This window comes from Acidobacteriota bacterium (assembly GCA_016703965.1).
GTDB lineage: Bacteria > Acidobacteriota > Blastocatellia > Pyrinomonadales > Pyrinomonadaceae > OLB17.
Genome location: JADJBB010000025.1, coordinates 707,002 through 731,937, shown reverse-complemented (window position 1 = coordinate 731,937; position 24,936 = coordinate 707,002). Strand labels below are relative to the sequence as shown.

The following is a 24,936-nucleotide window of genomic DNA, read 5'->3' as shown; positions in this document are numbered from 1 at the left end:
TTATGCATTCCATAACATTATTACTTTGATTTATAAAATATCTATGCTATAACCTTACCACTGATAGTCCTAATTTGCGGAAATGAACCTTAAAGCAGCCACAATTATTATTTTTAATTAATGCTCGAAAGCGACCTGACTTTCAATGATGACCATGGTTTATATGATCCGCAATTTGAACACGACTCTTGCGGCGTAGGCCTTATTGCGGACATACAGGGCCGCAGATCCCACCAGATCGTAAAAGATTGCCTAAGCATCCTGTGCCGGATGGAACATCGCGGAGCCCGCGGTGCCGAGGAAAACAGCGGCGACGGCGCTGGTATCCTCACTCAAATTCCACATAAGTTTTTCGTTGACGAATGCTCACGTCTTGGCTTCGATCTCCCAGGTCCAGGCGAATACGCCGTCGGCATGTTCTTCATGCCGCAGGACGAAGAAAAGCGTGAGCTATGCCAAAACATCCTGCTCAAAACGATCGAGGAAGAAGGCCAGCGGTTCCTCGGTTGGCGGGATGTACCGACGGACAACGCAACGCTGGGCGAAACCGCGAAAAGCTCGCAGCCCTTCATCCGTCAGATCTTTATCGGTAAAGGCGAGAGCATCGCCGATGACGCCCACTTCGAACGCAAACTATTCGTCATCCGCCGCTGGGCAAAAGAGTTGATAACCCGTGCGGAGCAGGATCTCGCGGAGAGATTCTACGCAGCGAGCTTTTCGTCTAAGACCATCGTTTACAAGGGAATGCTAACGACCGAGCAGGTTCGCGAGTTTTATCCCGACCTTCTCGACGAACGTTTCGAAAGCGGATTGGCACTTGTCCACTCGCGTTTCAGCACGAACACAATGCCAAACTGGAATCGGGCCCAACCGCTTCGCTACATCGCTCACAACGGCGAAATAAACACGCTTCGCGGCAACGTGAATTGGATGCACGCTCGGGAAAGGCGAATGCGTTCGACGTTGTTTGGCGACGATCTGCAGAAAGTTCTGCATGTTGTTGATGACGACACGAGTGATTCCGGAGCATTCGACAATTCGCTCGAGTTCTTTACGCTCGTGGGCCGCGAATTGCCGCACGCGATCATGATGATGATCCCGGAACCGATGTTCGACGGCGACCGGATGAGCGATGAGAAACGAGCGTTCTACGAATTTCACTCTTGCCTCATCGAACCGTGGGACGGCCCGGCGTCGATCACATTCACCGACGGCGAGATCATCGGCGGCGTCTTAGATCGAAACGGGCTGCGGCCTTCGCGTTACTGCGTGACGAAAGACGGACTGGTCGTGATGGCGTCAGAGACAGGCGTTCTTGAGATCGATCAGGCCGAGATCGTCAAAAAAGGTCGGCTCCAGCCCGGGAAAATGTTTCTCATCGACACGCGAGCGGGCCGGATCATCGATGACGAAGAGATCAAACATAAGGTTGCGAGCGGCGAACCGTATCGCCAATGGCTCGACGATAACCTTATCAGCATCAACGACATACCGCATCCGCCCTTCGTCCACGAGCCGGATCACGAAACAGTTCTGGCTCGCCAACGGGCTTTTGGATATACAGACGAAGAGCTTCGAATATTGCTCGCTCCCATGTTCGAAAAAGGCGAGGAAGCCATCGGTTCTATGGGCAACGACACGCCTTTGGCAGTGCTGTCTAAAAAACCGCAGCTGATCTATAACTATTTCAAACAGCTATTTGCACAGGTAACGAATCCGCCGATCGATGCCATTCGCGAAGAGATCGTCACCTCGACCGACACGACCATCGGGCCGGAATACAATCTTTTGGAGCCGATCCCGGAATGTGCGCGGCAGATAAAGCTAAACTCGTTCATTCTGAACAACGCTGAGTTAGAAAAACTTCGATTACTCGGCGACTCAGAGAGCTCATTCGGCAAATTTGGTTTTCGCTCGATCACGCTTCCGATGCTTTTCGACCGCGAACACGGTGCTCAGGGCCTCGAATGGGCTCTTGACGGGCTTTGTCATCTCGCAAGCAAAGCGATCGCGGACGGGTACGATATCCTGATCCTTTCCGATCGCCAAATGAGCGAATACCGCGTGCCGATCCCCGCATTGCTCGCCGTTTCGGCAGTTCATCATCACCTAATTCGCGAGGGCACGCGTACGCATTGCGGCTTTGTGCTGGAAAGCGGAGAGCCGCGTGAGATCCATCATTTTGCGTTACTGCTCGGCTACGGAGCGACGGCAATAAACCCATACCTTGCGTTCGAAACGATCCACGATCAGATACTGACTCGTGAACTGGAGATCGACGAAGCTAAGGCAGAAAAGAACTACACAAAAGCGGTAAACAAAGGCGTCGTGAAGATCCTGTCGAAGATGGGAATTTCAACCATCCAGAGCTATCTCGGAGCCCAGGTTTTTGAGACCCTCGGGCTGGAGAAAAGCTTCGTCAAACTCTATTTCACCCGCACGCCAACGCGGATCGGCGGCATTGGCATCGACGAGATCGCGGCAGCCTCACTCGAAAGGCACAGTCGAGCATTCTTTCCCGACGCCAATCGAAAAGATCTCGAACTTGGCGGCAACTATCAATGGCGTTCGGCAGGAGAATCGCATCGCTACAGCCCGCAATCGATTCATCTGCTGCAAAAGGCGTGTCGGATGGGCGATTTCTCGTTATTCAGGCAATACAGTGAGCTGCTCAACGACCAGACGAAGCGGCAGGGAACTTTACGCGGGCTACTGAAATTCAAAGCCGATATACGTTCGATCCCGATCGATGAGGTCGAGCCGGTCGAAGAGATCCTAAAACGCTTTAAGACCGGAGCGATGTCATACGGATCGATCAGCGCCGAGGCTCATGAATCGCTCGCCATCGCCATGAACCGCATCGGCGGCCGCAGTAATACTGGCGAAGGCGGCGAGGATTCAGAGCGGTATACCGTTTTGCCGAGCGGCGACAGCAGGATCAGTAAGATCAAACAGGTCGCCTCAGGCCGCTTCGGCGTCACGAGCCACTATCTCGTCAACGCCGAGGAACTCCAGATCAAGATCGCCCAAGGTGCAAAACCAGGCGAAGGCGGCCAATTGCCCGGCAACAAGGTCTATCCGTGGATAGCAAAAACGCGGCACTCGACACCGGGCGTTGGGCTGATCTCGCCGCCGCCACACCACGATATTTACTCGATCGAAGACCTTTCGCAGCTTATATTCGATCTAAAGAACGCCAATGAAAAGGCCCGGATCAGTGTAAAACTCGTGTCCGAAGCCGGAGTCGGAACCGTCGCAGCCGGCGTCGCAAAAGCAAAAGCCGAGGTCATCCTCATCAGCGGCCACGACGGCGGAACCGGAGGTGCTGCCCAAACGAGCATCAAACACGCCGGTGTACCGTGGGAATTGGGCCTCGCCGAAACACATCAGACTTTGCTGCGAAACAAGCTTCGCGGCCGCGTTCGGCTGGAAACAGACGGGCAGTTGATGACGGGCCGCGATGTTGTCATCGCCGCATTGCTTGGAGCAGAAGAATACGGCTTCTCCACCGCTCCGCTCGTCACGCTGGGCTGCGTTTTGATGCGTGTCTGTCATCTCAATACCTGCCCTGTCGGAGTTGCGACCCAGGATCCGCGGCTGCGGGCGAAATTCTCTGGCGACCCCCAATACGTGGTCAATTTCATGCGCTTCATTGCCACAGAAATGCGCGAGGTGATGGCAGAGCTCGGATTCCGAACCATCAACGAAATGATCGGCCGCGTCGACGTACTCGAAGAAACAGAAGGCGGCGGCCTCGACCTTTCGAAGATATTGTTCACGCCAGCAATTGCCGAGGAAACGCCGCATTTTCAGCAGACGCAGCAGGATTTTGCTCTCGAGAATACGCTTGATAAACGTGAACTGCTTGAAATATGCCTCCCCGCGTTGATGCTTGATGCAAAGGTCGAAGCTAGCCTCAAGATCGAGAACACTGATCGGGCAGTCGGAACGATCGTCGGCAGCCATATCTCGCGAAAGTTTGGAGCCAAAGGCTTGCCCGATGACACGATCAGACTGTATTTCACAGGCTCAGCCGGACAGAGTTTCGGCGCTTTTGTACCGCATGGGATGACGTTGACGCTTGAGGGCGATTCTAACGATTACATCGGCAAAGGCTTGTCGGGCGGAAAGATCGTTGTGTTTCCGTCGAAAGCCGTGACCTTCGCTCCTGAGGACAACATCATCATCGGCAACACTGCATTTTACGGTGCGACGAGCGGTTCGGCGTACATTTCCGGTGTCAGCGGCGAGCGTTTTGCGGTGCGAAACAGCGGTGTAGATCTCGTGATCGAGGGCGTTGGCGACCACGCCTGCGAATATATGACAGGTGGAACCGTTGTCATTCTCGGTCAGACGGGAAAGAATTTTGCGGCTGGAATGTCGGGCGGTATTGCGTATGTTTTTGACGAATTCGGCGAGTTTCCAGAGCTCTGCAACAACCAGATGGTCGAGCTGACTGCGATCGAGGATGCGGACGGGATCGAGTTTGTAAAAGACCAGGTCTTCCGCCACATCGAGCTGACGCGCAGCCCACTCGCGACTGCGATATTGCTTGATTGGGACAATAGCGTTTTCGAAGTTCGTGCGTGTTATTCCGACCGATTACCGCGTGGTTCTCGATGCTCAAAAACGCTTGATTGCAGATGGTTTGTCGAAAGAGGACGCTGAACTAGCCGCGTTTGAGGAGGTGACGGCGTAATGGGGAAAATTACCGGTTTTATGGAATATTCCCGCACGCTGCCTATCCTCGGCGACGCACGTTCGCGAATCGGAAACTGGTCCGAATTTCACGATCATCTGCCGGACAGCGAGCTGCAAAAACAGGGTGCGAGATGCATGAATTGCGGCATTCCGTTCTGCCACACCGGCACGATGATGAACGGTGCGACGATCGGCTGTCCGCTTCACAATCTGATCCCGGAATGGAACGACCTGGTGTTTAGCGGCAGATGGCGAGAGGCGTACGAGCGGCTTGCCCTGACCAATAATTTCCCCGAATTCACCGGCCGCGTGTGCCCCGCACCGTGCGAATCGTCGTGCGTTCTGGGCATAAACGAAGATCCCGTGATGATCAAGGAGATCGAGGCCTCGATCGTTGACCGGGCATTTGAGGAAGGCTGGATCGTCCCGCGTCCGCCGGTCAACAGAACAGGAAATCGCGTCGCCGTCATCGGTTCCGGCCCCGCCGGCCTCGCGTGTGCCGACGAACTCAACAAACACGGCCACTCCGTCACCGTCTTCGAACGCGAAGACCTTATCGGCGGCCTGCTGATGTACGGGATTCCGAACATGAAGCTCGAAAAATCGATCGTCCAAAGACGTATCGATCTGCTCGCGGCGGAAGGCATCGAGTTTCGCACTAACGTCAGCGTTGGGCAGGATATTTCTACCGACGAATTAAAACAAGATTTCGACGCCATCGTCCTCTGCTGCGGTGCTCCGAAACCCCGCGATCTAAACATCGAGGGCAGGGAACTCGACGGGATCCATTTCGCGATGAATTTCCTCACGCATTCGACAAAGACGCTGATGGCGGATGGAGCGATCTCCCCGATCGACGTCAAAGGCAAAGACGTCATCGTCATTGGCGGCGGCGACACGGGAACTGATTGCGTTGGAACGTCGCTCAGGCAGGGCTGTAAAAGCCTTGTTCAGTTCGAAATAATGCCGCGTCCGGCTGATCGAACGGCGACGCACGATGGCTGGTTGAGCACCGTTCGGACATTTCAGGTCGATTATGGACAGAATGAAGCAGAAGCGGTTTTTGGCGGCGATCCGCGGGAATATTCTGTTTTGACCAAACGATTTACCGGCGATGATACGGGAAATCTCAATGGTCTCGAAACCGTCGCCGTTCGCTGGGATAGCGGTAAACTAGTCGAAATTATTGGAACGGAAAAATTCTGGCCGGTTGATGCCGCTTTCCTCGCAATGGGCTTTACGGGCGGCGAGGATTCGTCCTTTTTCCACGATCTCGGAGTCGAAACCGATCAAAACAACATCGTCGTCGTAGACGAAAACAAGCAAACAAGCCTTAGCAACGTGTTCGCCGCCGGCGATTGCGAACGTGGCCAATCGCTGATCGTCTGGGCTATTGCTGACGGCAGAAATGCTGCCGAAAGCGTCCACGCGTTTCTCTCGCAACCAGAATCGACAGCTACCTTATCAACTCACTCATGATCGCCTTCTGAATATGAAGCCGGTTCTCAGCCTCGTCGATCACCACCGAATTTGCCGAATCGATCACGCCATCCGTCACGATCACATTTCGCCGAACGGGCAGGCAGTGCATGAATAGGGCGTTTTTCGTCCGGGCCATTTTCCCCTCGTCAACGATCCAATCGTTTCTCAGGCCCGCGCGAAATTCGATATCCTTGTCAGTGCCGCCATAAAAATGCTTACCGCCCCAGCTTTTGGCGTAAACCACCTCGATGTCGTCGAAAGCTGTCTGATCATCGTTCGTAAATTCGACACTTCCGCCATTCGCGGCCGCTTGCTGTTCGATCTCGGCGATCAATTCTTCGTCGAGTTCGTACCCTTTCGGATGAGCAATGCGCAGATCATGGCCAAATTGTGCGGACGCCAGTGCGAAGCTATTCGGCACGGCCATCGGGAGCGGCTTCGGATGCCACGCCCACGTAAGCAGCACTTTTTTCTTCTGCGACCCAGCGTGTTCGCGGATCGTCATCATATCCGCCATCGACTGACACGGATGATGCATCGCGGATTCGAGATTGATGATGGGAACGGTCGCATACTTGGCGAATGCGTTGAGGATCGGATCGGTCCGTTCGGTTTCCCAATCCTTTAGTTCAGCGAATGTGCGTACGCCGATGGCCGAAACGTAGCGTTCGAGCACGCGGACAAACTCCGCCAGGTGCTCTGTTTTATTGCCGTCCATCACGACGCCATCGCGGTGTTCAAGCGTCCACGAAGTGCCGCCAGGTTCTAAAATCACGGCATTGCCGCCAAGCTCATAGATCCCAACCTGCATCGAAGCTCGCGTTCGCAGCGAAGGGTTGAAAAATACAAGGGCTATCGATTTGCCATCGAGCGGTTTGTCTTTTACTTCGCCGCTTTTGATCTTTAGGGCAGCCTCGATCAATCCGTTTAGTTGAGCGGTCGAGAAATCAGATGTAATTAAGTAGTTCTTCAATTCGAAAGCACCTCGACCATCAAATTTATTTCGTCAACGCTGACGCACATCGGCGGCAGCAGGCGGAGGACATTTGGATTGCTGGATGTGCCGGTAATAATGTTTTCAGCCAAGAGTTTCTTGTGAACCGGCGAGCACGGCCCGTCGAATTCGATGCCTAGCAAACAGCCCTTTCCGTGGATCGCCACAACACCCGAATCGCCGCTCAGCGAATCGCGGAGATGATGCTCGACGTTCTTAGCATTCTTGATCATGTCGCCTAATTCGATCGCCTCAAGCGTCGCAACAACCGCAGCCATCGCGAGCATTCCGCCGCCGAAGGTTGTGCCGAGATCGTTTAGCTTGATGTTTTCCGAAACGCGATCGTTGACGAGACATGCTCCAACCGGAACGCCGCTGCCGAGCGATTTGGCAAGCGTTATGATGTCGGGTTCGACTCCGTCGGCGAGTTCGCTGCCGCCAAAAAACCAGTTTCCTGTGCGGCCGATGCCTGTTTGAACCTCGTCGAAAATAAGAATGATGCCGAGTTCGTCGCATAGCGTACGCAACTCGCGGAAAAAGCCTGGATCGGCCTCCGTAACGCCAGCCATCGACTGGATCGGCTCGAGCATGATCGCCGCTGTCTGCTCATCAGCAACCGCTTTTACGCTTGCGATATCGCCGAAAACCGCAGATACATGACCGGGAACATTCGGCCTGCCGATCTCGCGGTATTTGCCGAGAAAAGTCGCCGAGATCGAGTCTGCCGTTCTGCCGTGAAAACCGCCGGTAAACGTGATCACTTTCTCACGGCCGGTTGCCATTCGGGCCATTCGCATGGCGTTTTCGTTGGCCTCGGTACCTGAGTTGCAGAAAAAGGCTTTTGTGAGGGAAGCCGGAGCGACGGAAACGAGTTTTTCGGCGGCCTTCGCCCGAATCCCCGAATAAACCAAATTCGAATAAAACAGAACCTTTTCTGCCTGCTCTTGGATCGCTTTTACAACGTGCGGATGCGAATGCCCGGTCGCACAAACCGCGTGGCCGCCGTACAGGTCCAAGAACTTTTCGCCCTCGCTCGTCCATACCCAGGCACCCGCGCCGCGTTCGACCGAGATGCTCATTTTGGCGTAGGTTTCAACCTGGAAGCTGTCTTCAATGTTTTTTATTTCTTCAAAATTCATTCTGTTTTACTTTGTCGGAACCGCCTGCGTTAGCGGGCGGAACGAACTTGCTTGTCAAAGACGATGCGTCTAAAATTCAGCTCCGCGTGATGAACGGGTGTTACGATGGCGTGAACTGCTTTATCCCTTGCTCCGTTCCGCCCGCTTACGCAGGCGGTTCTGACTTAGGGATTTCCGCCGGTGAATACTAAAGCCGTGGTCTCATCTAACCCGAACATCAGGTTCATGTTCTGCACCGCTTGTCCGGCCGCTCCTTTCACGAGGTTATCGATGGCTGAAAATACGACGACCTGTTTGCCGTTTGAATGAATGGCGATGTCGCAAAAATTCGTATTCTTCACCCAATTGATATCCGGCGAGCCGTCAACGATCCGTAAAAAGAACGAGCCGTCGTAAAAGTGCTTGTAGAGGTTATTTAGATCTTCATTTGTCACATTCACGGTCGTTTCCAGATAGCACGAAGCAAATATGCCTCGCGAAACAGGCAAACTGTGAGTCATAAACACAAGATCGCTCGAAAACTCACCGACGCGTCGCAGATGCTGTTCTATTTCGGGCACGTGCTGATGCGTGAAAGGTTTGTATGCGTAAAACGAATTCATTCGCTGCGGATGATGTGTGTTCGGGGCAGGTTTGACACCTGAGCCGCTCGATCCTGTTTTTGCATCCACGACTATCTTTCCGGTTATCAATCCGCTTTTCACTATTGGAGCCAGTGCCAGCAGTGTTGCGGTCGCAAAACATCCTGGATTTGCGATAAATCTGGCGTCGCGGACCGCATAACGGCTCGTTTCGGTCAGTCCGTAAACGAATTCGCTCTGAATCTCGCCGGCGTGATCCAGCTTGTAAAACTGCTTGAAAATATCCGCATCATCGATCCGAAAATCGCCGGAAAGATCAATGGCCTTAACACCTGCGGGCAGATGCGGGGCAAGACTCAACGCCTGGCCATGCGGCAGAGCAAAAAAGACAAGGTCAATGTCGGTGAGCAAAGACAGATCCCCGGGAGCTCTCTGGAAAACCAGATCCGTCAGCCCATTAAGATTCCTGTGCACCTCACCGACGCTTTTTCCTGCCTGTTCATTAGCCGTTACAAAGGCGATCTCGACGTTCGGATGAAACAGCAATATTCGCAGAAGCTCGCTTCCGCCGTAGCCCGAGCCGCCGAAAATTGCCACGCGTATCTTCGTCATGCTGTCACCACCGATTCGTTAAGTTTCACGGCTGTAGAAACCGCTGTGCCGAGATTCATCGATATCAACTCAAATAACCGCTTTCCGTTTCGTCTCGCGTTCCCGGCCTGCACGCCAAATTTCTCCGTAATAAAATCTTCGCCCATCTGCGAATCTGTCACTGAACCCGCTACGACATCAACATCGATTCCGAGCCCGTCCAGAACGGACATTCCGCCGATCACACCGACATAGTCAGAGGCGCAAAAAACGAACGAGGCGATCGCTTCACGAATTTCACTGTCCTTCAAAACTGAATCAACTGAATATCCGCCGACGATGCCGTCGCCGAGTTCGACAACGATCAAATCGGGTTCAAAACTGTTGAGGTAATTGAGAATCGCCTTCGCGATGGGGGCGAGATCACCGTAGTCGACGGTCGAGGGAAGCCCGCAGTCGACAAAGCTCGCCGTCGCGACCGCTCCATGATCCTGCATGTGCAGCGTATCTCGCAGACATGCAATACCGGACATCTTGGCTCCTGCAACTCGTAATCCGGCGTTTGCGGCTTGTTTGATTATCTCCGTCGCGGCGACCGTTTTACCGGAGTTCATGCACGTTCCCGCGATCACGACGATCGGAGCCGACGGGCTGAGTTCGAACACGGCCTTCAACGCATTATCGCCGATATTCAAGACGTTTTCGTCTTCATTACAAGCGACGCCGATCACCTCGACCTCGATCGCGTCAGAAAATGAAGAATGGTGGCCTTTACATAGGCCGATCACGCCGCCCATGTTGAGCAGATGAAGTTTGTCGCCCGCGCTAACAGTTTCTGGCACGTCACCGACAAATCCCTTCAAAGCACGACGTTTACCGAGTACGCCGAGCAGTATATCGCCAGTATTTATCTTCGCCAGGCGGCCGGAGGGAAGTTCCAGATTCCCGTATGTTGTACTTTCGGACAGTGCCGTTACCACAAGCAGGTCGCCTGCTCTTGGATTCAGAGCACCGTCGATGAACCCGACGCGTCGTGAAAGCATCATGTTTGACACTGCGGACCCCATTTTCTCGATCTCAACATACTTCATATCACTAACCTCTCCCGAACTGTGTTACAAGGCGCGTAAGAACGGCTTTTTGGGCCGCCGGATCCTTCACCGCAATAAAGATAGTGTCGTCACCCGCGATCGTTCCGACGATCGCTGATATCTCACTGCGATCTATCCGGACGGTAATTGCCGAGGCGAGGCCGGAAGCACAGCGGCCAACGATCAGGTTTTCACCTGCCGTGTCGAATGTGACGGTTCCCAGATCCGTTTCCGGCACCACATTTTTGCTCCGCACATATCGCCCTTCAACCTTTACAATGTCGAGTTCGTCCAGATCCCTTGAAACGCTTGCTTGGGTTACCTTGAAGCCCTTTGCCGCAAGTTCGGCGGCAAGTTCCGCCTGTGAAAAAATTGACAGGTTCTCGATTATTTCGATCAGTACATTTTGTCGAGATCTTTTGTGCATATTACACCAAATAATATGCAGCAATGCTGCATATTATGCATTCTGATGCATAATATACAAGCTAGGTTGGAAATAAACAAGTGGTTTATGCAGTTTTTAGAATATTGCCAGCTTGATTCTGAGGTATTTCTTTGGATTCTTACGAAAATCGTCGAGAAGCTTCGTGCCCTCGCCGGTGAATGTCGCGACATTGTTCGCAGTCTGATTCACGCTGTTGTAGAGGGTTTCGTCGTTCAGAAGTTTGCCGATCGTACCTTTTCCCGCTTGTGCGTCCGCGAGAACTTTGTCAACACGCTGGATCGTGACGTTGAATCGGGCGATAGCGTCTTTCGTTTCGTCGTAGAATTTGTCGTCCGTCAGGAGTTTTCCAGCGGTGCCTTTTCCTTGCTTAAGGTCGGCGGTTATTGATTTTACATCGTCGGCAATGGTCGAGATCTTTTCCGCTGATTTCTTAAGTTCCGCGACTGTATCACGCGTTTCGTTGTAAAGCGCTTCATCGTTCAGGAATTTGCCCGCGGAACCCTTACCGGCTTTGATGTCCGCCGAGATCGCTTCGAGCTGGGCGATTGTGCTGTTCAGGCTGTTGTAAAGTGCCGGATCGTTGACCAGCTTTCCGGCACTGCCCTGACCGCTGTTAACGCGCTCGATCGTCGACTGAAGCTTGAGCATTGTCATTTTGGTTTCCGCCACGGCTCCGTCGAGGCTGTTATAAAGCGTCTCGTCGTTGATAACCCGGCCGAGCGTGCCTTCCCCCTGGTTGGCTTTATTAAGAATTTCGTTTGCAGGAATGGCCAGTCTATCTATGGTCTCTAGAACGTCGGTTCCTTTTGCCGCAAACTGGTTCAATCCACCCGACGCAGTCGTTTCGAGGACGGCGTTTTCCTCGATCGGGTTACCTTTGGCGGTTCCCGCAGTTATATTGACCATCTTGTCGTTGCCAAGGATCGATGTTGCAATAAGCTGGGCCTTAGAATCAGTTCGGATCAATTCGGTGATTGACTTTTTATCGAGAACTTGTACAACGCTCAGTGTCGCTTCAATTCGCTCGCCGGGCTTGGAGTCTGGCGGAAGGAAGGTCACATCCTCAACTTTGCCGATCGATACGCCCGCAAGCTGAACATCTGCTCCGGCGTGCAGGCCGTCAGCGCTCTCGAAGCGCACTTTCAGCTTTGTTTTCTTTTCGAACGGATTAAAGCTTCCACTCGAATTAAGAATCAGAAAGCCCGTAACCAAAAGCGCCGCGAGCATAAAAATACCAACCCGCAGCTCGCTGTATTTAAGTTTTTGATTGCTTCTCGGCATCCCTTATTTCCCTCTGAGAAAACGTTTAATATACGGATCCTGCGATTCACGCAACACTTCCTCGCGCCCGCTAAAGATCACTTTCCCCTTACGGAGCATCAGAACCTCAGTGTTTACCTGACATCGCGTAAGACCTTCATTTTCAAAGTACACCTGGCCTTTACGATCGAGCAGTGCGTATTCCGTCGAAATATAATCGAGATTATTCATCTCATGCGTAACAAAGATCGACGAGACATCTTCGATATCTCTTAGTTTAATTGCAAGTTCGCATATAGTTCTAGCCGTAGGCGGATCGAGTCCAGCAGTCGGCTCATCAAAGAGAACAATACTTGGATTTCCAACCAGAGCACGAGCGACACCTACGCGGCGACGCATACCGCCGGATAGTTCGCTCGGCATTTTATCTATCGACTCTTCAAGATCAACGAATCGAAGCATACGGCGAACCTCGTGTTCAACTTCGTCCTCCGATATCTTCGTTTCATGCAGTCGGTACGCAACATTATCATAAACAGACAGGGAATCGAAAAGAGCTCCTTCCTGGAACACCATTCCAATGTTCTGCCGGATCCGCATTAGCTCGACATCGTCAAAGTCAGTGATATCCTCACCCTCAACGAGGATCTGCCCGGCATCCGGTTTCAAAAGGCCGAGGATAAGGTTGATGATCGTCGATTTTCCGGTACCAGATCCGCCGAGGACAAATTTGGTTTCACCGCGCCTTACCGAAAAGCTGACCTTATCGAGGATGACCTGGTCATCAAAGGCGAGTTCAACATCTCGAAATTCGATCGCCGGCTGCAGGCGCCGCTTATAAACTTCGGACGCGTGGACGCGCGAAAAATCCTCAGCGTCCCTTCTTTCAGAATTTTGGAGTTCATCGAGTGCCATAGAACGCTTCTCGAGATCAGAACAATGTCCCGCCCAGAACACTCTGCAACAGTTTTGACAAGAAAAAATCCACGACGATCACGTTGATCGAAGACGCGACCACTGCCTGTGTGGTGGATACGCCAACGCCGACTGTCCCACCCTTTGTGGTCAGGCCTTTGTGACATGAAATAAGGGCTATGATCAGGCCAAAGAATATAGGCTTAATGATACCTGTCAGCAGGTCATTAATGTCCGTGCCGGTCCGAACAGACGAAATATAAACATTTGTGTCGAGGCCGTAGATCTGTTTTGCGATCACTCCGCCGCCGATCAGGCCGAAAAGATCGGCCGCAACCGTTAACAGCGGAAGTGTAACGACAAGAGCTATTATTCTCGGCGTTACCAGTTTTCTTGCCGGCGAGGTTCCGAGAGCCCGCATTGCATCTATCTGCTGCGAAACGACCATAGCTCCCAGTTCTGCTGAGATCGCCGAGCCAACGCGGCCAGCAACCATCAGAGCGGTCAATACCGGACCAAGTTCTCGTATCAGTGAAGTAGCGACTCCCTGGCCGGCATTGCTTTGAGCACCGTAGTATGCAAGCGTCGGATATGCCTGAAGTATCAACACTCCCCCGGTGAAAAAGCCGGTAAGAACGACGATGCCGAGCGATCCGACACCAATCTGATCCATCTGATTTATGATCTCGCCGAAGTATCGCGGCGATTTGGTCAGTCCTTTGAGCGAGCGCCAAAAAAGATTAGTGATCGCCTGCAGCTCAGAAAGAAATAGTGTGATCAAATTCATCCAAAAAAGGGGAAACTATGAATGAAAATGAGTATAACCAATCTGCCTTAAACATCAAACAAAAGAACGGTCGATCTTTACACGAAAGATCGACCGGCATAATTTGCGGAGGAGGAAATTTGCTCAAAGCTTAAGGCTTTTTCAAGTTCTGCTTTAGATATTGGGGCAAAGGACGCTGGGGATCGGTACCGCGAGGTAGAGTTTCCGGCATTGCTCGATCTGCCTTACGTGTCGCTTCAAACCTTTCCCGCAGTCGGCGAAAGCGGATCAACTGATCCTGTGTCAAAATACGGCGGACACCAAGCTCATTCAGGAACCGGATCTTGGCTACTTCAGCCTGAGCCAGCTGAAAGTCTTTTAAACGGGCTTGAAAATCGGGTTCTGAAGCGTTATCTGCATAGATGATCTCGTCAAGTGCACGATTTGCCTGACGAAGCCGCATCTGGGCCGCGTCCATTATCGGCTTACGTTCCTGATTCAAAACGCGGATCCGCTGAAGCTGTTCACGCGAAAGGCCCAACTGCCGCAGTGCGTTCGTGCGAAAATCGACTGATTTATCAGCCGCAGGCGGCGGCGTAGGGTTGTTTCTTGCGCCAAAGCCGCTGAAGTGGGAATGAATGCCAAGGCCAGAAACAGAAACGGCTTGTACAATTTGATATGCCTCATAAATTTATCTTATCGAGCCGATCTCGTCATCAAAAAGATCGGTCAGCCTCAATGATCTGTCGGACGCCTCGTCAAAATTGCTGAGAGCCGGAGCTTTCCTCGTCGGCGGTTGTGGACGCGAGATGCGACCCGAAGTTTGCGCCGTAAATTGCTTGACCGGTCGCGGACGCTTGGATTCTACCACGGCTTTCACCGGTTTCACTTCACGCAGAGACGGTGTATTTTCTTCGACGTCATTTGCAGTGACGGTCTCGCCTGTTCTACCTATTGTCTGCTCGTTATTGACGAGCGGTTTCTCGGCAACGGTATTTTGCGGCAGTTTCGGCTGCTCAACTACGACATTAGCCGCGATCTGATCGTCACCACGCATCAGAGTTAAAGCCGCAAATCCGATTCCCAGGCAGATAAGGACGGCCGCCCCAGCCGCTACCGGCATACCGAACCCGCCAAACAAACCACGAAGCCCTGCGAAAAATCCTCCGTTTTCAGCCTCAACTTTTCGCACTTTGGCATAAGGAATTGAGATCTCCGGCGTCGGCAATTCGGCAAATGTCTCTTTCTGCCACTCAAAGACCGAGAATCTTGCACCCGATATCTCAGCAAACTCCTCAGTGCACGCCGAACAGTTGACCAGATGTGTTTCAAATGTGCGGCGTTCGGCGGTCGTGATCTCGTCATATATGTACGAGATCATCGCGTCGTCAAGCCCGCAATTTTTGTTGTTACCGTTATTCACCATCTCATTCACCATTTTGGGTCAAACGACCTCGACCGGTGTCCGCTCCAATCTCATCTTGAGCTGTTTCAAAGCCGTATAAAGCCGACTTTTCACCGTGCTCAGCGGCAATTCCAGGGTTTCGGATATCTCCTGAAACGTCATTTCCTCAAATTCCTTCATCACGATGACCTGACGAAGATCTGTCGGCAAAGCTCCAACCGCTTGCCTTACCAAGATCAGGCGTTCTGCCTGTTCGGTCTTACGAGCCGGCGAAAGCAGCGGGAAGCGACGAATGTTCTTTCTTCTTCACCATTCTCATCATCGAGAAAATCCTCAGCCCGTGTTTTTTGTCGCCGTTTTATTGTCAAACACTGGTTTACCGCGATGCGGTGCAGCCAGGAGGAAACTTTTTGACTCGCCGCGAAAGTTTCCGATATTGCGATACGCTGCGATGAAGGCTTCCTGACAGGCGTCGCTGGCGTCGTCTTCACGGCCGAGCATACCAAAGCAAAGACCGAATATTTTCCGCTCCCACCTCCGTACTATTTCGCCGAAGGCGTCAGGATTCTCTGAAACTGCCAGTTCGACAAGCTGTTCATCGCTTAGATCTATCATCGACACCACATCAACGTCACTAGCAAGAATACGAGAAAACCCCGCTTTCGTTAACTTAGACGCGAGAAATAGTGTAAAAGTCTTAATATGAAAGTGAAGGAAATTACCGCAAATGCACTAAAAAGGGGTCCAATTGAATTAACGATTCTTAGTTTCGCGTCTTTTCATAGCGTATTTCGCGGTTAACACTTCGAAACCCGTCCGTCTTTATAAGCGTACGGAAATGAAACGCGTCTCTCCGGAACGCATTTGCTGAAAATTGATGTCAGATAGAGAGATAACCTTGGGGTGCATTTCCGATAATGCAGGGCGGAAAGCCTGTCAGCGATTCGGCAGAAACGAAACGGCCTTGCTGGTCGAGCGATGCCTTGCGGGCGACAGGAAGCCTTCGGCGAGATCTACAGTGAGTTCGCACCTTTGGTACATGGCATTTTGCTGTCGCGTTTGCCAAGAGACGAGGTTTCGGATGCGGTTCAGGAAGTTTTCCTGGCGGCCTATAAGAATCTCGGTTCATTGAGAGAACCAAACGCCCTCGGCGGATGGCTCGCACGGATCGCTCGAAATCATGTCGTCGATCACTATCGCGGAAGCCGCCCTTCGGAAGAGTTGCCCGAACACATTGAGGGCAAGAAAGACCAACGGCTCGAAGCAGAAGAGGCTCTGGCGGCGATACAATCGCTGCCGATCGCGTATCGCGAAACTTTGATATTACGCCTCGTCGAGGGAATGACCGGAAACGAGATCGCGGAACAAACCGGCCTTTCCCCGGATTCGGTTCGAGTGAACCTGCACCGCGGAATGAATCTTTTGAGAAAGAAACTAGGCATCGGCGGAGAAAATGATGAATAACGATTACCTCTGGGACAAATCAGGCGACGACGCCGAGATCAAAGGCCTCGAAAACCTTCTCTCCGGCCTCAAATACCAGCCGACGGCTCCGCCGGTGCTTCCGGTTTCGATCGACTTAAAGGCAGTAAAGGCTCCGTGGTGGAAATTGTCATTGGCTTTAGCGGTTCCGGCGTGTGTATTGTTCGCGGTGTTGGCAGGAATTTGGATGACACGGCCAACGCCGCAGTTGCAGGCGGTAAATGAATTGAAGGAAACACCGCTGACAAATGTTTCGCAAGAACCAGCAACCCGAAACAGTACAGAAACTAAGGCAAGCGAGCCTGACATTGCCAAAAACACTTTGCCAAAGGTTGTGACGACATTATTCACTCCCGAACCGAAGAAAAAAACAAAAACGTACGCCGTCCAGGCAAAGTATCGCAAACGGCAGCCCAAATTTGACACGCTCACCAGCGAAGAACGTTTCGCATACGACCAACTGAAGCTGGCGCTCTCGATCACAGGTTCGAAATTAAAGGTCGTATCCGACACGATCAACCGGGCAGAAGATTAGAAACGCGTGTCGCGTTCGTGATAGCGACTTTCACATTAAATATTTGAGATCATTCCGCCCGCTCACGCAGGCGGTTCTGACGCAAAAAAAATAAAGATATGTTATACAACAAACCCCTAAAAACCTTCGCGGCACTGACGGTGCTGCTGATCGCCGGAATTGCGGCGAATGCTCAGGACGCTGCGCGTCTCCATTTTGAGAAACTAAACAGCCTTGAAACAAAGGCCCGCGACGTTGTCGAGGTCAATGTTGACGGCAAACTGCTCGATCTGGCCAAACGCGTTACCGGCAAGGTAAAGGACGAGGACGCTAAGAAGGTCGCACTCGCGATCAACGGACTTCGCGGTATCTATGTCCGTGTTTACAACTTCGAAAAAGAAGGCGAATACAACCCGGGCGACGTTGACGAGGTCAGGTCGCAGCTGAATTCACCGGGATGGGAAAAACTCGCCAATGTTCGCAGCAAAAAGAATAATCAGAAGGTCGATGTTTACACGATGTTCACGGGCGACAAGATGGACGGAATGGCAGTTGTCTTGTCCGAATCCAAAACCGTCGCCGTTGTCAACGTCATCGGTATGATCGATATCGAAACGCTCATTGAACTTAGCGGCAAGATGAACATTCCGCGTATCGACATCGAGACCAAACCCAAAAACGATAAGGAGTAAACCCGCGATGCAAAACAAAAAGCGTTTAATAACCGCGTCGGCGTTGCTGCTCCTCACATTCGTTTTTGCCGCTCCGCAAACATTTGCCAAGACCAGCGAATACGACAAGATCGTCTCGCATCTGAAAACAAAATACCAAGCCAAGGAAGGTCAGCCTCGGCTTTGTCTGGCTCGCACGTGCGGCGGTGAAACTGGTGCGTCCGGCGGGAGTAAAGAGCTTAACGTCACGCTTTTCAGGACCTGAAGTTCTCACGCGAGACTCTCGATATAGAAATGCAGGACGCGCTGAAAAATTCCTTCAGCTCAGACTGGAGCCCGGTCTTCCGTGTTCGATCCCGCGAAGGCCAGCAGGCCTACATGTACATGCGCGAGGACGGCGGCAACGTCAAAATTACACTCGTAACCATCGAAACCGAAAACGCCGCCGTCATCCGCGCCACATTCAGCCCGGAAAAGCTGGCCGAGTTCATCAATGATCCAAGAATTTTCGGAATGTCCCTGAGCGACGGAGAAAAGTCAGCATCACCGGCCCTGGCGGGTGCGGATTTAGAATCGCGGAACCGCGAATAGTCCGCCCGTCAAAGGTCTCCTCTCACCTCTTGAACTAAGCACCCGAGCGATCGGGTGCTTTTTTCTTTTAGGAAACACCTGGTCGTAATACTTCCTCGATCAGGATTTTAGATCGCAGGCGAACGACTTATTTTAGGTTGCAACGCTTAAAATATTTGGTTAATATTTCGGGCTAATGAAAACCATCACACAATTAGCGATCGTAACCCTGTTTGTTTGTCTTTCTTCCGTTGCCGCGTTTTCGCAGGCTCGCTCGATCAAGAGTGTGCCTGAGGATGCTGTTTATCATTCGAAAGACGACGGATTTAACATCTCGCTGCCTGCCAACATGGTGCAGAAGAACGTCGTCGACAATACGGTTAGAAAAGGCCATAACTATGTGTGGGAATTTTCTGACGCGATCATCGTCGTAGGTGTCGAAAATCGTACCAAAGCGGTCAAAACGGACGCCGACGTTGCCGCTGCGGTTGCGGATTTTGAGGCAAAGACCTAAAAGACGACAAGATCCTGTCCGAATCGCCGGCAAAGATCGGTGAATATCGCGGTTCCGTCCTTGTAGTCGATAAAGGCGGCGCCAAATCGCTTATGGTTATTGTCTACTACGAAAAATTCGGCTTATTGTTAGCCGGCCTCTCCGAATCGAAAGACCCTGAGATCCAAAAACTAATTGCCGAAGCCGTGCAGTCCTTCGAGTTCGTCAACTAGTCGTTTAAGAGAATCTTTTTATAAAAACGGCAGCGTTCAATTACGCTGCCGTTTTTGTTTTTAGGACAGGAAGCAGCGTAGAGAGCTGGATCATCTGTTAACAGTCATTCATGCGGCAAGAGCGGCTCTCTTTCGATCACAAAGCTAACGCACGCTCTTTCAAAGCTGACTATAATCCCGAAAGCAACTCAGAACCGTTCTCGAACAACCTGGATCATTCCGGAATAACTTTTAACGGTTCAGCGATAGCTGCGAATGGTTCCGCAATGGCAATTTGTGGGGCAGAGTTGTGTTTGAATGTGATATTCAGAGCGAAATGTGGAGAAAGATGCGGCAGATCGGAGATCAGTTCACAGTAAGGATATCTTTGTAGATCGGATCGTATTCGAGAAGCTTTGCCTTGAGAAATTTTTCATCTTCTCGAGTTCCGGCAGCCCTTTGGCAAACGCGGGGCGGTGATAGTGGTTCGTGAGTATCCCAAACATCGTTATTAGCTCCACGCTCACGCTGTGCAAAACATCTGCTTTTTGACCTGGTGTCATCATAATTTTTCCTCCCAAGTTTCAATTTCCTCTCAACCATTATTAACAAAGCCAGAACCTTGTATGTGCGATATCACACTTAGGCCGCAAAAGCCGGGAACAGGCAGGGAAGTTCAGTTCATTCCCGTCGCAAAGCCACGAGAACGTTTTCAAGAGGCGAGGAAAATACGTGCTTGATAAGGCTCGCAGAATGTCAGGCGGTTTGCGAACAACCAGAACGGAACATTTAGCGTGCTTGCAAACGCTGTCTGATATAGAACCGAGCAAGGCTCTTGACCAAAAGCGCGGCCGTGCGAACCCAACGACGATCATATCTGCATTCCATTCTTCGGCAGCCTCGACGACGATCCGTGCCGGAGGCCCGCCAGGACTTTATAAGAAACGGATGCTGCACCTGCATCTTCGAGGCTTTGAGCTGAAGTTTTACTATCGTCTCGGCCTGCTGAAACAGCTCGTTGTGAGCATCAAGAAGCTGATCGGTCGATTCGATGATCATTTCAAGTTCTGTCCCGGCCGCCGGTTCCAAAACGGTCACTATTTTGAATTCCTGAGACGAGTTCCCACCAAAACCTTCGCCGCGTAGCGAACTGCGGCGTCACCATATTCCGGAACCGTCGGTAGCTATTAGTATTTTCATTTATTCGTCACCTCTGAGAACATCTTACGCCTAAAACGTTACCAAATCATTAAATCGCCAGCCGAACGTCAATATCAAAGCCCGCCCCGGCACCAACATCCAACGCCGAAATTCAAAGATCAAAGATCAAAGGCCTAAGATCAAATAATAATTGTCTCCCCCGTTCGTTTTCGTGGTATCTTTGCGTCGTCTTGATCGCCCATAAAATTTCCGGGCCGTAAAAGCGACGGATATTTTCAGGAATCTAATATTATGGATCCTATCGGCGAGAGAAGATACTTCCTTGAGAAACAGGCGTGAATCGCTGGCAACGATGATCGACCTTCTCAAACCCAACCTGAACCTATTAAGCTCGGAGATCGAACTAGGTAAACCGATCGATCTGAAGTTAGTAAAGGCATTGGAGGCAAAGATCGTTCGTCTAACCGATCAGATCGATGCACTCGCCAAGCAGCCATCATCAGATCTTCCTGATCCAGAAGCCTAGATCATTTTTTCCGTTAAACTGATAGGATCCGACGATAAATGGATCCCCAAGACCAGAAACCAATTCACAACTGGATCTAATCGCGGAGCGATGCAGATCGAGCCCATAATCAAAGCCCAAAACCCAAACCCGCCCTGTTTGCTCTCCTCCAAAACTTATGCTAATGTTCTAATAAATTTTTCACCTTTCTTCCCAGAAATGAATACTCTCTATTATGGCGACAGTTTGAAGATCTTGCTGGGCGGGGATGGCTTGGTAGCAGGAGATTTTTGAATTATGAATACTGTTCCGACTGGTACCGAGCGTATGCGGGCGTTTGTGCCTGCTCAGGATTTTGATCTTTCTAAGAGTTTCCCAGAGGCACTTGGCTTTGAGAAAGTACTTGATGGCGAGGTGGCTATTTTTAATGTGGGGTCGGGTGGATTTATCCTGCAGCGGTACTATCAGAAGGACTGGGCTGAGAATTTTATGATGCAGCTTATGGTCGACGATCTCGACGCATGGTTTCAGCATATCGAATCCTCGACCTGCCATCAAAATCCGGTGTCAAAGCCCCAAAGCCACCCGCCGTACAGCCCTGGGGCCTCCGCATCGCCTACGTAGTCGACCAAAGCGGCGTCCTCTGGCATATTGCCGAGCGACGCGAAGGAACGATCCAGGACGAATAAAACCAGAGCCCTTGCTCTCCCGCAAAGTTGTGCTAATGTTCTATTAAATTTTCACCGATCTTTCAGAATGAACCTTTCTCTATTTGTGGAAGGAATTCTAGAAAATAAGAGATGCCAAATTCTTTAGAATCTTTGAACTTCCTTTTCGACGAAGACGAGACGATTATTCCGTGCCATAAAGAACTTGCGTATTTAACGACCACACGGCTCACAAGGGCTTAAAAATAAGTACAGATGAGAAAGATGGGGAAGTTCAGGCATATTTTGCTCACCGGGAAGAACGGTTCAGGAAAAACAACGATCTTAAATCATCTGTCTCACGTTCTTGATTACCATCGAAATAGCAAATTGGGCATTACGTCGCATGGCAACATGCTAAGAAAAAGACTGAAAGATGCTCCGGAGGCAGATCGGAAGGAAATTCAGAAATCGATTCAAGACCTTGAGAATGTTCAGGTTGGTTTCCAATCCGGAGATAGCGGGAAGCCTATATGTTCGAAGAGATGAATATATTTTGGCTTATTTCGTTGCGGGGAGACGCGTTGACTTGCACAATGTTTCGACCGTCACAACTGAAGACGAGTTTGCATCCCAACTCGCAAGTAATGTTGATCCTCGGCGGTTTGTTGCCAGCTTCAAGCAATATCTTGTTAATAAAAAGATTTACGAGGCATTCGACTTTATTGCCAAAAAGAGAAACAGCGAAAGTGCAAAATTTTTCACAAGATTCACAAGTATTTTACGGCAGATTCTTAAAGACCCTAAACTTGAACTAATTTTCGAACAGGAATCGTTTGAATTTTATCTCCATTTAAGTGACGGTAGACGCTTAACCTTTAATCAGCTTTCGGATGGATTTTCCGCTTTCCTCAACATCCTAATGGACTTATTAATGCGGGCGATCTAATCCGTAAGAAGCGAAACGACTTTTCCTATGAAGTCCCGGATTCGTGCTAATCGACGAACCCGAAACGCACTTCCCGTCTTGAAATGCAATACGAAATACTGCCCTTAATTACGGCGATGTTTCCAAAACTACAGCTGATAATAGCTACCCATTCACCTGCGGTAATCTCGAGCTTGGAAAATTCCGTTGTATTTGATTTATCCTCGAATGAGCAAGTCAGTGATTGGGTGTTAGGAAGTAGCTACTCAGAGCTGATGATGAGGCATTTTGGGCTCGATAACGAATTTTCAAATACTGCTGATGAAATCCTAAGGAGGATAAACTTAGCGGCATCCGAACGAAATTTGCCGATGCTAAAAACATATTGGAAACAAACTCTAACTATTTAACACCCTCGCTGCGAATCGAGATTGAATCACGAATAATTGAATTAAAGAACAAATCTCAATAGTCAGATGATTAATTATCTTCGAACAGGAGAACCCCTTAGCCTTCAAACTCCCGAGATTAGAGATTTTATAGTCCGCGCTGTAAATTACCTTGATGATCCCACTGTCAATGAAAAACCTACGAAGCCTGCAGATTATAGAAACTCTGATCTTTTAGAAGCATTTGATGAACAGTTTTTTTCGAAATGCTATCTCACGGAACAAAAATATTTCACAAGCTGGGAGATGGACATTGATCATTTCCACCTCGTACAGAACGTCCAGATTTGGTATACGAATGGAGAAATCTACTTCCTTGCAGCCACGACGCAAATATGATGAAACCTCAGCGATCTCCCGAGGGCGGATATTTGGACCCCTGTAACCCAGATGAGGACGTGGAAGTAGAGATAATATATACATTGTCGGCCCAAGCTGAAACTCCATCGTTTACTCCCGAGACGATGTAAATGTTAAGTCAGTTAATACTGCTAAATTGCTCGATAAAGTTCACAATGGGCATAATAAAGACAGCAAGATAAAAACTTCGGGAATTCGAAACGCAATTCGCAAAAAGTGTTGGACGATCAACGAGAAGATAATTGAATGGCTTGCGGCAGAGGAAGGAAGTCAAGAAAATTCCAGGCTGAGCGAGAATTGAGAGATCATTTATCTCGAACATCGTCATTCACAATGCTATGCCGATCCTTCCAACGGTACAGCGGTATTGTAAACACTTTTCGATTAATTATTGTGCGAATCTTTGTTCAGCTTTTGATTTGTATTATCGGATCGCAATTTAACGGCTTAGGAGGCCGAAGTCATATATGATGGAACGAATAATTTAATATCATGTATTAAAATATATTGACAAAACTTTTCCCGCGTTTTATCCTGTTTTGAGTTTGCCGGAAGCCTTCCAATTTCCGCTTAGGGTTAGCTCACACACCTTTTGGGCACCGTGCCCGCACTTCCGGTTACTACCTAATAGAAAACAACTTTATTAATTTAAGGAGACCATACTATTATGGCAGTGAAATTTTGGTGGCCGTCGTCTGTGCCGGCCCAGGTAGTGTTGGTGCAGAACTTTTCGGTAAAGATCGCTAACTATGCGACCGTTCTGGGGAATGTCGCCCGCCCAGCTCGATACGGCTGAGGCTCTGTGTTCGAAACTTTGTTTCTGCTTTTAATGTCGTCGAGCAATGCAAAGCGACCGCATGATCGCCATGACAAAATGGCGCGACGAGGTTTTAACGGCGAACCGGCAGGCGGAACCGCCCAGGCAGCTCCGGTGTTCCCGGTAGTTCCCGCAAATGCATATACGCTCGGCACCGTGACCGAATTTTTCCGTCTGAGAGATAGAATTGTCGCTTCGGCAGGCTATACGCAGGCGATCGGCGAAGATCTGGGAATCGTAGGTGCTACGATCGTTCCGGTTGCTCCTGATACGGTAACGCCAAACCTGAAAACCGCAACGATGGCTAACTATTGGGTAAACATCAGCGGCTCAATGCAGGGCGCAGACGCTCTCCGCGTAGAATACGCCCGCAACGGCGGAGATTTTGCCCCGATCGCCTTCCTCACAAACACCCCGGGCAGCTTCCAGATCACCCCAGCCCAACCAAACCAACCCGAATCCGGCGTGATCCGCGCTGTCTACATCAAAAAGAACGCCGAATACGGCAACTACTCGGCAAATTATCCGGTAACGGTTTCGTAGTCCGGAATTCAGAAACCACTAAACAACGCGAAAAAGCACGAAAGGGAAGTTCCTTAGGCTCCTGTTTCGTGCTTTTTGTGTTTATTAGTGTGTCGGGATCTTCGCAGGTGACGGTGAATCAGTGATGAAGTCATTTGAGCGGCAAACAAATATCGTGTTAACCTTCTCTTAATGGACTCTCTCACGAAACCGTACTCTATCTCGTTTTCCA

Annotated in this window: 26 protein-coding genes and 1 pseudogene; 13 read left to right on the top strand and 14 right to left on the bottom strand. The window is 50.7% G+C overall.

Annotated features, from left to right (window positions below; genetic code table 11):
- The first annotated feature begins 120 nt into the window (after positions 1–120).
- Together gltB and IPG22_20845 are read left to right on the top strand one after the other, a co-directional pair.
- Positions 121–4,699 (top strand): annotated as a pseudogene (gene gltB / locus IPG22_20850) (glutamate synthase large subunit).
- Positions 4,699–6,180 (top strand): glutamate synthase subunit beta, encoded by a 1,482-nt coding sequence (locus IPG22_20845; protein ID MBK6590729.1) that lies wholly within the window; start codon positions 4,699–4,701, stop codon positions 6,178–6,180. The pseudogene gltB and the gene IPG22_20845 overlap by 1 nt, the downstream one beginning before the upstream one ends.
- Here the strand turns inward: IPG22_20845 and IPG22_20840 are convergent.
- From IPG22_20840 to IPG22_20785, 12 genes are all read right to left on the bottom strand, one after another.
- Entirely contained in the window at positions 6,158–7,156 is a 999-nt protein-coding gene (locus tag IPG22_20840) for an N-acetylornithine carbamoyltransferase (GenBank protein ID MBK6590728.1), read from the bottom strand. The two genes, IPG22_20845 and IPG22_20840, sit on opposite strands and share 23 nt — an antisense overlap.
- Complete coding sequence (locus IPG22_20835; protein MBK6590727.1) at positions 7,153–8,316, bottom strand: aminotransferase class III-fold pyridoxal phosphate-dependent enzyme; 1,164 nt, start codon at positions 8,314–8,316, stop codon at positions 7,153–7,155. Before IPG22_20835 ends, IPG22_20840 begins: the two co-directional genes overlap by 4 nt.
- Before the next feature lie 164 nt (positions 8,317–8,480).
- Positions 8,481–9,509, bottom strand: coding sequence for an N-acetyl-gamma-glutamyl-phosphate reductase (gene argC, locus IPG22_20830; GenBank protein MBK6590726.1), 1,029 nt, complete (start codon positions 9,507–9,509; stop codon positions 8,481–8,483).
- Complete coding sequence (locus IPG22_20825; protein MBK6590725.1) at positions 9,506–10,579, bottom strand: hypothetical protein; 1,074 nt, start codon at positions 10,577–10,579, stop codon at positions 9,506–9,508. The genes argC and IPG22_20825 overlap by 4 nt, the downstream gene beginning before the upstream one ends.
- Before the next feature lie 4 nt (positions 10,580–10,583).
- Positions 10,584–11,006 (bottom strand): ArgR family transcriptional regulator, encoded by a 423-nt coding sequence (locus tag IPG22_20820; protein ID MBK6590724.1) that lies wholly within the window; start codon positions 11,004–11,006, stop codon positions 10,584–10,586.
- A gap of 96 nt (positions 11,007–11,102) precedes the next feature.
- Positions 11,103–12,308 (bottom strand): MCE family protein, encoded by a 1,206-nt coding sequence (locus IPG22_20815; protein ID MBK6590723.1) that lies wholly within the window; start codon positions 12,306–12,308, stop codon positions 11,103–11,105.
- A 3-nt stretch (positions 12,309–12,311) separates the two neighbouring features.
- On the bottom strand, positions 12,312–13,202 hold the full coding sequence (locus IPG22_20810; protein MBK6590722.1) for an ATP-binding cassette domain-containing protein: 891 nt from the start codon (positions 13,200–13,202) through the stop codon (positions 12,312–12,314).
- Between the two features lie 16 nt (positions 13,203–13,218).
- The gene (locus IPG22_20805) at positions 13,219–13,989 is read right to left on the bottom strand and encodes an ABC transporter permease (protein ID MBK6590721.1); all 771 of its coding nucleotides are present in this window, start codon (positions 13,987–13,989) and stop codon (positions 13,219–13,221) included.
- 130 nt (positions 13,990–14,119) lie between these two features.
- A complete protein-coding gene (locus tag IPG22_20800; GenBank protein ID MBK6590720.1) occupies positions 14,120–14,509 on the bottom strand; it encodes a hypothetical protein in 390 nt (129 codons plus the stop codon).
- 150 nt (positions 14,510–14,659) lie between these two features.
- Positions 14,660–15,406: a zf-HC2 domain-containing protein gene (locus tag IPG22_20795; protein ID MBK6590719.1), complete on the bottom strand. Its 747-nt coding sequence runs from the start codon at positions 15,404–15,406 to the stop codon at positions 14,660–14,662.
- Between the two features lie 6 nt (positions 15,407–15,412).
- Positions 15,413–15,607 carry a hypothetical protein gene (locus tag IPG22_20790; GenBank protein ID MBK6590718.1) on the bottom strand — a complete coding sequence of 65 codons (195 nt, stop codon included), beginning with the start codon at positions 15,605–15,607 and terminating at the stop codon, positions 15,413–15,415.
- Positions 15,608–15,706: 99 nt separating this feature from the next.
- A complete protein-coding gene (locus tag IPG22_20785) occupies positions 15,707–15,988 on the bottom strand; it encodes a hypothetical protein (protein MBK6590717.1) in 282 nt (93 codons plus the stop codon).
- Between the two features lie 363 nt (positions 15,989–16,351).
- Between IPG22_20785 and IPG22_20780 the strand changes: the two genes are divergently transcribed.
- From IPG22_20780 to IPG22_20755, 6 genes are all read left to right on the top strand, one after another.
- Positions 16,352–16,837 (top strand): sigma-70 family RNA polymerase sigma factor, encoded by a 486-nt coding sequence (locus tag IPG22_20780; GenBank protein MBK6590716.1) that lies wholly within the window; start codon positions 16,352–16,354, stop codon positions 16,835–16,837.
- Positions 16,830–17,390 (top strand): hypothetical protein, encoded by a 561-nt coding sequence (locus IPG22_20775; protein ID MBK6590715.1) that lies wholly within the window; start codon positions 16,830–16,832, stop codon positions 17,388–17,390. The genes IPG22_20780 and IPG22_20775 overlap by 8 nt, the downstream gene beginning before the upstream one ends.
- Positions 17,391–17,488: 98 nt before the next feature.
- Positions 17,489–18,061, top strand: coding sequence for a DUF4252 domain-containing protein (locus IPG22_20770; protein ID MBK6590714.1), 573 nt, complete (start codon positions 17,489–17,491; stop codon positions 18,059–18,061).
- A gap of 7 nt (positions 18,062–18,068) precedes the next feature.
- Positions 18,069–18,305, top strand: a complete 237-nt coding sequence (locus IPG22_20765; protein ID MBK6590713.1) for a hypothetical protein — start codon at positions 18,069–18,071, stop codon at positions 18,303–18,305.
- 29 nt (positions 18,306–18,334) lie between these two features.
- A complete protein-coding gene (locus IPG22_20760; protein MBK6590712.1) occupies positions 18,335–18,631 on the top strand; it encodes a hypothetical protein in 297 nt (98 codons plus the stop codon).
- A 175-nt stretch (positions 18,632–18,806) separates the two neighbouring features.
- The gene (locus IPG22_20755) at positions 18,807–19,124 is read left to right on the top strand and encodes a hypothetical protein (GenBank protein ID MBK6590711.1); all 318 of its coding nucleotides are present in this window, start codon (positions 18,807–18,809) and stop codon (positions 19,122–19,124) included.
- A 562-nt stretch (positions 19,125–19,686) separates the two neighbouring features.
- Here IPG22_20755 and IPG22_20750 read toward each other — a convergent pair.
- The gene (locus tag IPG22_20750) at positions 19,687–19,881 is read right to left on the bottom strand and encodes a hypothetical protein (protein ID MBK6590710.1); all 195 of its coding nucleotides are present in this window, start codon (positions 19,879–19,881) and stop codon (positions 19,687–19,689) included.
- A gap of 39 nt (positions 19,882–19,920) precedes the next feature.
- Positions 19,921–20,226 carry a universal stress protein gene (locus tag IPG22_20745; GenBank protein MBK6590709.1) on the bottom strand — a complete coding sequence of 102 codons (306 nt, stop codon included), beginning with the start codon at positions 20,224–20,226 and terminating at the stop codon, positions 19,921–19,923.
- Between the two features lie 572 nt (positions 20,227–20,798).
- Here IPG22_20745 and IPG22_20740 point away from each other — a divergent pair.
- The 5 genes from IPG22_20740 to IPG22_20720 all read left to right on the top strand — a co-directional run bounded on the left by IPG22_20740 (position 20,799) and on the right by IPG22_20720 (position 24,725).
- A complete protein-coding gene (locus IPG22_20740) occupies positions 20,799–21,002 on the top strand; it encodes a hypothetical protein (GenBank protein ID MBK6590708.1) in 204 nt (67 codons plus the stop codon).
- 276 nt (positions 21,003–21,278) lie between these two features.
- Positions 21,279–21,605: a glyoxalase gene (locus tag IPG22_20735; protein ID MBK6590707.1), complete on the top strand. Its 327-nt coding sequence runs from the start codon at positions 21,279–21,281 to the stop codon at positions 21,603–21,605.
- 308 nt (positions 21,606–21,913) lie between these two features.
- Complete coding sequence (locus tag IPG22_20730; protein ID MBK6590706.1) at positions 21,914–22,177, top strand: AAA family ATPase; 264 nt, start codon at positions 21,914–21,916, stop codon at positions 22,175–22,177.
- Positions 22,119–22,577, top strand: coding sequence for a hypothetical protein (locus IPG22_20725; GenBank protein MBK6590705.1), 459 nt, complete (start codon positions 22,119–22,121; stop codon positions 22,575–22,577). The genes IPG22_20730 and IPG22_20725 overlap by 59 nt, the downstream gene beginning before the upstream one ends.
- 1,662 nt (positions 22,578–24,239) lie before the next feature.
- Positions 24,240–24,725 (top strand): hypothetical protein, encoded by a 486-nt coding sequence (locus tag IPG22_20720; GenBank protein MBK6590704.1) that lies wholly within the window; start codon positions 24,240–24,242, stop codon positions 24,723–24,725.
- The last annotated feature ends 211 nt before the right edge of the window (positions 24,726–24,936 follow it).

Bases quoted from the DNA above. Each gene is read 5' to 3' on its own strand.
- IPG22_20815 (MBK6590723.1), bottom strand. From the start codon at position 12,308: ATGCCGAGAAGCAATCAAAAACTTAAATACAGCGAGCTGCGGGTTGGT.
- IPG22_20725 (MBK6590705.1), top strand. From the start codon at position 22,119: ATGTTCAGGTTGGTTTCCAATCCGGAGATAGCGGGAAGCCTATATGTT.
- IPG22_20785 (MBK6590717.1), bottom strand. From the start codon at position 15,988: ATGATAGATCTAAGCGATGAACAGCTTGTCGAACTGGCAGTTTCAGAG.
- IPG22_20765 (MBK6590713.1), top strand. From the start codon at position 18,069: ATGCAAAACAAAAAGCGTTTAATAACCGCGTCGGCGTTGCTGCTCCTC.
- IPG22_20780 (MBK6590716.1), top strand. From the start codon at position 16,352: ATGCCTTGCGGGCGACAGGAAGCCTTCGGCGAGATCTACAGTGAGTTC.
- IPG22_20825 (MBK6590725.1), bottom strand. From the start codon at position 10,579: ATGAAGTATGTTGAGATCGAGAAAATGGGGTCCGCAGTGTCAAACATG.
- IPG22_20735 (MBK6590707.1), top strand. From the start codon at position 21,279: ATGAATACTGTTCCGACTGGTACCGAGCGTATGCGGGCGTTTGTGCCT.
- IPG22_20755 (MBK6590711.1), top strand. From the start codon at position 18,807: ATGAAAACCATCACACAATTAGCGATCGTAACCCTGTTTGTTTGTCTT.
- IPG22_20720 (MBK6590704.1), top strand. From the start codon at position 24,240: ATGGCGCGACGAGGTTTTAACGGCGAACCGGCAGGCGGAACCGCCCAG.
- IPG22_20820 (MBK6590724.1), bottom strand. From the start codon at position 11,006: ATGCACAAAAGATCTCGACAAAATGTACTGATCGAAATAATCGAGAAC.
- IPG22_20795 (MBK6590719.1), bottom strand. From the start codon at position 15,406: ATGGTGAATGAGATGGTGAATAACGGTAACAACAAAAATTGCGGGCTT.
- IPG22_20750 (MBK6590710.1), bottom strand. From the start codon at position 19,881: ATGATGACACCAGGTCAAAAAGCAGATGTTTTGCACAGCGTGAGCGTG.
- IPG22_20810 (MBK6590722.1), bottom strand. From the start codon at position 13,202: ATGGCACTCGATGAACTCCAAAATTCTGAAAGAAGGGACGCTGAGGAT.
- IPG22_20770 (MBK6590714.1), top strand. From the start codon at position 17,489: ATGTTATACAACAAACCCCTAAAAACCTTCGCGGCACTGACGGTGCTG.
- argC (MBK6590726.1), bottom strand. From the start codon at position 9,509: ATGACGAAGATACGCGTGGCAATTTTCGGCGGCTCGGGCTACGGCGGA.
- IPG22_20730 (MBK6590706.1), top strand. From the start codon at position 21,914: ATGGGGAAGTTCAGGCATATTTTGCTCACCGGGAAGAACGGTTCAGGA.
- IPG22_20775 (MBK6590715.1), top strand. From the start codon at position 16,830: ATGAATAACGATTACCTCTGGGACAAATCAGGCGACGACGCCGAGATC.
- IPG22_20805 (MBK6590721.1), bottom strand. From the start codon at position 13,989: ATGAATTTGATCACACTATTTCTTTCTGAGCTGCAGGCGATCACTAAT.
- IPG22_20845 (MBK6590729.1), top strand. From the start codon at position 4,699: ATGGGGAAAATTACCGGTTTTATGGAATATTCCCGCACGCTGCCTATC.
- IPG22_20760 (MBK6590712.1), top strand. From the start codon at position 18,335: ATGCAGGACGCGCTGAAAAATTCCTTCAGCTCAGACTGGAGCCCGGTC.
- IPG22_20835 (MBK6590727.1), bottom strand. From the start codon at position 8,316: ATGAATTTTGAAGAAATAAAAAACATTGAAGACAGCTTCCAGGTTGAA.